Here is a 3,047-nt window from a genome sequence, read left to right on the forward strand (position 1 = left end):
CGGATGTAGGCAGGCGGGGGCGCCGCGATCGCAAACCGGTATCCCGTGGCGAGCCTGGCCGCGCGCTAGCTGCCGCTGGACACGTAGCGGCTCACGCCGAAGCGCCAGGCGCAGAAACTGAGCGCAAGGAAAACGAAACCAGCGGCGGGTGCGATCGGCAGGAGCCAGTCGGGCGCGCCGAGCGGGTCCGGTTTCCCGAGAATCGCCAGCACCGGAAAGTACGCCACGCAACCGATCGGCACCACGAAAATCAGCAGGTTCCGGAACCATTGCGTGTAGAGACTCAACGGGTACTGTGCCGCCTGCACGCCGCCATAAGTCACCACGTTGACGATCTCCAGACTCTCGACGGTCCAGAACGACAACGTGGCTTGCAGCACCATCAATCCGAAGAACAGCGCGACGCCACCGGCGACGGTCCACAACGACAGCCCCGCGGCGTAAGGGGTCCAATGAAAATCGAGCGCGCGCGTGGCGACGGCAAGCACCACCACGCCTTGCAGCAGGCGCCCCAAGACCCGCAATCGAAAGTCATAGCCGATCAACTGCAAGGCTGCTGCGCGCGGCCGCAACAGCAGACGGTCAAAGTCACCGGTCTTGACGAAGGCGGTGCCGAACACATCGAATCCGCGGCTCAGGAAATCGGCAATCGAGAAGCTGATGCTGACCATGCCGAAGAAGAAAGCGATATCGCCGAATTGCCAGCCCTGAACATTCCCGAACCTGTCGAACAGCGCCCATATGGCAGCAAGTTCAATGATCATCGTCAAGAACGATCCGAAACCAAGCAAGAGACTCGACCCCGGATATTCCAGCTGGGTACGGATCGAGGTCACGAAATAGCTGCGTAGCAGCGAGAGTGCGTTCACGGTTTCACCCTCCCTGCATTTCGAGACGCGCCATCACCGAGCGCATCCAGGCCCGGCCGATCGCGATGAATGCCAGCGTCCAGAACGCTTGCACCGCGATCCCCGCCCAGGCTTCGCCGCCGCCGAGCGCACCGATATAGATACGCGCGGGAATATCGAGCATGCCGGCGAACGGCTGCATCACCAGCGCCGGTTGGGCCCAATCGGGAAAGAAGCTGAGCGGAATCAGGTTGCCCGAGAACAGGATCACGAACGCGGTGGCCAGTGTGTTGACGCCCCGATCCGTGAGCGTCTTCGCCACGCAGACGTTGATCAGCACGGTAAACGCCGCACAAAGCAGGATCATCCACAGCAACGAAACCGCGAACAGTACGCCTTGTACCGGCTCCGCCGGCAACTGCCATGACCAGGCCTGCAATCCGACCAACGGCATCAACACGGCAGCCGCGGCGAACATCAGCCCGGCGCGGGGCAAGGCGCGTGCAATCATCCACGCCACCGCCCGGACGAACCACCAGGCGTAGGTATCGACGGGACGCAGCCGGTCGTATCCGATCCCGCCGGTGCGCACGGCGGCGGCGATTTCGGGATCGCCGCTCCACGGTTGCAACACGAACAACGCCTGCGCGAGCCACGTGTACGTAATCGCCTGGCCAAGTCCAATGGGGAGATTCGCCTGCGCGGAGTGCTGATAGAACGCGGCATAGATCATGACCTTGATGCCGCCCCACCAGCATTGCGTGACGAACCCCGCGACGGCGGCTGCGCGGTACTGCATCATGATCCGGAAACGCGCGTTGAACGCCGCCCAATAGGGATGAAAAACATCCATCGTCTCAAGCCTCGTTTGCGCCGTGCAGGTCATAGAAGCGCGCGATGACTTCCTCGATCGCCGGCTGCTCGACGCGAATATCGTCGACGTCATGCCCACCCGCGATTCGGGCAATCAACGCAGGCGCACCGACGACGCGGGGATCAAATGCCAATTCGATCGTCTGTCCCTCATGTCGGCGGACGGTGGTCCCGTCGATCGCGAGCGCCGGTGCATCGCCGGCAAAATCGATGACCAGGCGACGATCCGCGAACACGCTGGCGCGAAGGGCATCGAACGACTGATCCGCAAGTACCCGGCCGTGTCCGATCACAAGCACACGTTGCGCGAGCGCTTCGATGTCGTGCATATCGTGCGTTGTCAGCAACACGGTGACACCGCGCTCCCGATTCAGCGTCTTCACGAACTCGCGCACCGCGAGTTTCGATGGCGCATCGAGTCCGATCGTGGGCTCATCGAGAAAAAGGATGGGCGGCGCATGCAATAGTGCGGCAGCAATTTCCGCACGCATCCGTTGGCCGAGTGACAACTGACGCACCGGTTGCTCAAGTAATCGCTCCAGCTTGAGCATGCCAACGAGCTCATCACGGTTGCGCCGATACGCCGGCTCGTCGACCCGATAGATATCGCGAAGCAGGTTGAAGCCATCAATTACCGGAAGATCCCACCACAATTGGCTCCGCTGACCAAAGACGGCACCGATGCCGGCCACGTGCCGGATGCGATCATCGAACGGATTCCGCCCATCGATCAAGACCTTGCCGGACGACGGACGCAGGATACCCGAGAGAATTTTGATGGTCGTTGACTTGCCGGCGCCGTTGGGGCCGATGAAACCGAGCAACTCACCTCGTTCGAGGGAAAAACTGACGTCCTTGAGCGCTTCGATTTCGCGCCAGCGGCGATGAAACATGCCGAGCAGGCCCGACTTGCGCTCGCCGACGCGATAAATTTTCGACAATCCCTCCACCACAATCTGCGACATACCCTCTCGCTGGCTGACTGCATACTGCAAAAAAATGTCCCGCCGGGCTAGCGAGCGGGGGGCGGATTGTAGCAGAGTTGGAGAGCTCCCTTCCCGACCGATGGTTTCGGGAGCGTTGGAAGCGATGCGGAGGAAAAGCGAAACCAAATAGCAAAACCCCCCAGTACTTTCGTACTGAGGGGTTTCAAGGGAGAGCCTGGCGATTACCTACTTTCACACGGGTATCCGCACTATCATCGGCGTGGAGTCGTTTCACGGTCCTGTTCGGGATGGGAAGGGGTGGTTCCAACTCGCTATGGTCACCAGGCATAAACGGTGTGCCGCGCTGACTCGGTCAACGCAGCGAATAGGGATGTAGTTG

At 61.1% G+C, this 3,047-nt stretch carries 3 protein-coding genes and 1 rRNA gene; all 4 read right to left on the bottom strand.

The annotated features are described in order from the left end of the window. Nucleotides 1-65: 65 nt before the first annotated feature. Nucleotides 66-869 carry an ABC transporter permease gene (locus P3W85_RS17035; protein WP_276265644.1) on the bottom strand — a complete coding sequence of 268 codons (804 nt, stop codon included), beginning with the start codon at nucleotides 867-869 and terminating at the stop codon, nucleotides 66-68. Nucleotides 870-873: 4 nt separating this feature from the next. After that, nucleotides 874-1,734 (bottom strand): ABC transporter permease, encoded by an 861-nt coding sequence (locus P3W85_RS17040; RefSeq protein WP_276265645.1) that lies wholly within the window; start codon nucleotides 1,732-1,734, stop codon nucleotides 874-876. Next, nucleotides 1,706-2,686: an ABC transporter ATP-binding protein gene (locus P3W85_RS17045; protein WP_276265646.1), complete on the bottom strand. Its 981-nt coding sequence runs from the start codon at nucleotides 2,684-2,686 to the stop codon at nucleotides 1,706-1,708. Before P3W85_RS17045 ends, P3W85_RS17040 begins: the two co-directional genes overlap by 29 nt. A gap of 194 nt (nucleotides 2,687-2,880) precedes the next feature. Continuing rightward, nucleotides 2,881-2,993, bottom strand: a 5S ribosomal RNA gene (gene rrf, locus P3W85_RS17050). Nucleotides 2,994-3,047: the final 54 nt, after the last annotated feature.

This window comes from Cupriavidus basilensis (assembly GCF_029335485.1).
Lineage (GTDB): Bacteria > Pseudomonadota > Gammaproteobacteria > Burkholderiales > Burkholderiaceae > Cupriavidus > Cupriavidus basilensis_E.

Excerpts from the sequence above, each read along its gene's own strand:
- P3W85_RS17040 (WP_276265645.1), bottom strand. The coding sequence starts at position 1,734 with ATGACCTGCACGGCGCAAACGAGGCTTGAGACGATGGATGTTTTTCAT.
- P3W85_RS17045 (WP_276265646.1), bottom strand. The coding sequence starts at position 2,686 with ATGTCGCAGATTGTGGTGGAGGGATTGTCGAAAATTTATCGCGTCGGC.